This window comes from Erythrobacter sp. CCH5-A1 (assembly GCF_001557115.1).
Lineage (GTDB): Bacteria > Pseudomonadota > Alphaproteobacteria > Sphingomonadales > Sphingomonadaceae > Erythrobacter.
This window is the reverse complement of record NZ_LSKQ01000158.1, coordinates 1-1,419: the sequence shown is the minus strand read 5'-3', so window position 1 is coordinate 1,419 and position 1,419 is coordinate 1. Positions and strand designations below refer to the sequence as shown.

2 protein-coding genes and 1 pseudogene are annotated in these 1,419 nt (G+C 58.4%); 2 read left to right on the top strand and 1 reads right to left on the bottom strand.

Going from position 1 to position 1,419, the window contains the following annotated elements; translation table 11 throughout:
* Positions 1-75 precede the first annotated feature (75 nt).
* Positions 76-456 carry a hypothetical protein gene (locus tag AX708_RS20425; RefSeq protein WP_155647244.1) on the bottom strand — a complete coding sequence of 127 codons (381 nt, stop codon included), beginning with the start codon at positions 454-456 and terminating at the stop codon, positions 76-78.
* Between the two features lie 108 nt (positions 457-564).
* Between AX708_RS20425 and AX708_RS21355 the strand changes: the two are divergent.
* Together AX708_RS21355 and AX708_RS20420 are read left to right on the top strand one after the other, a co-directional pair.
* Positions 565-738, top strand: a pseudogene (locus AX708_RS21355) (transposase); the annotation flags it as partial.
* Between the two features lie 95 nt (positions 739-833).
* Positions 834-1,346: an IS5 family transposase gene (locus AX708_RS20420; RefSeq protein ID WP_230960663.1), complete on the top strand. Its 513-nt coding sequence runs from the start codon at positions 834-836 to the stop codon at positions 1,344-1,346.
* Positions 1,347-1,419: the final 73 nt, after the last annotated feature.

Genomic DNA, 1,419 nt, shown 5'->3' with positions numbered 1-1,419 from the left:
GCCAAGACCCGAATTTACTCTTGCATCTTTCGGGGCGTCCACAGATGGGAAGCTGAATGTCTGTGTGTCGTCGGATTAAGGAATAGCTGGTGGGTGCGGGAAATTTAACTTGGAGTTCGCTAACACCAAGATGCCGCGTTCAAAAAGTAATTCAATGTCGGCGCCCTGTTTGAAACGGATCGTCACAAACGAGCGTATTCCTTCGTTGCGTTGAGAAATGTCCGCTACATCTTTAAATTGACCCTTGCGTCCGCAAAGGGCAGTAGCTGGCCCTACGACGTCTCCCGATGTCAACGGAGCGCGCCCCATAATATTAAGGCAAGGTTCGGACTTTCCATCATTCAGATCTGAAATAGCCGCAGCAACTTCCTGAGCATGGCGACCATCTGACACGGTTGGCGTGCCGCAGGCGGTGAAGAATACAAGTGCCGAGCATACTGTTACAGTCCGCTTCATCTCAAGGACTTCTCTGTGGGTGCCAGGTCAACAGACTAGGCCGTGTTGACAAAAGGGATTCCCATTTGCCCCGACTTCTGATTCAAGACTGCTTTTTGAGGAGCAGTCATGGGTCGTGGGGACTTGTCGGATGCGGAGTGGGAACTGATCGGGCCGTTGCTGCCGCCTGAGCGTGGTCGCTGGGCGCGTCCTGCCGGGGACAATCGGCGCTTTCTCAATGGTATGCTCCACGTGCTGCGGGTCGGCTGCCCTTGGCGCGACATGCATGAGCGCTATGGCAAGTGGAACTCGGTCTATGTCCGGTTCCGGCGTTGGGCCGAACAAGGCGTGTGGGATGCGCTCCTGCAAACGCTGGTTGATCTGGGTCTGACCGACGACTGGCAGCACATGATCGACAGCACCAGCGTTCGCGGCCACGTCTCGGCAGCGGGCGGAAAAGGGGGGCTTGTGCGAACGCTCTTGGTCGATCACGCGGCGGCTTTACGAGCAAAATCCACGCCCGGTGCGACAATCAAGGACTGCCTCTCGGCTTCATCCTGACCGGCGGCGAGGCATCCGATTACACCGCCGCCGAGCCGCTGATGGAGATCCCCATCGCCGCGCCCAAGGCGCTGCTGGCGGACAAAGGTTATGACGGTGATCGCTTCCGGGAAAGCCTGCTGATCCGGGGCATCCTGCCGATCATCCCGCCCCGCTCGAACCGCAAGGTGCCCGAGCATCCCGACTATCGCCGCTACCGGGACCGCAACCGCGTCGAGCGCATGTTCGGTAAACTCAAGCAGCAGCGCCGTATCGCCACACGCTACGACAAGACCATCCTCTCGTTCGAGAGCTTCCTCAATCTCGCAGCCACTCGCCTATGGCTGAAGTCTTTTGTCAACACGGCCTAAGTGCAAGCGCCAGCGGCAGCAACTGATGTCGTGGACGGCTCTCCACCCCGCGGGGTAATTTCTGCGGATCAGT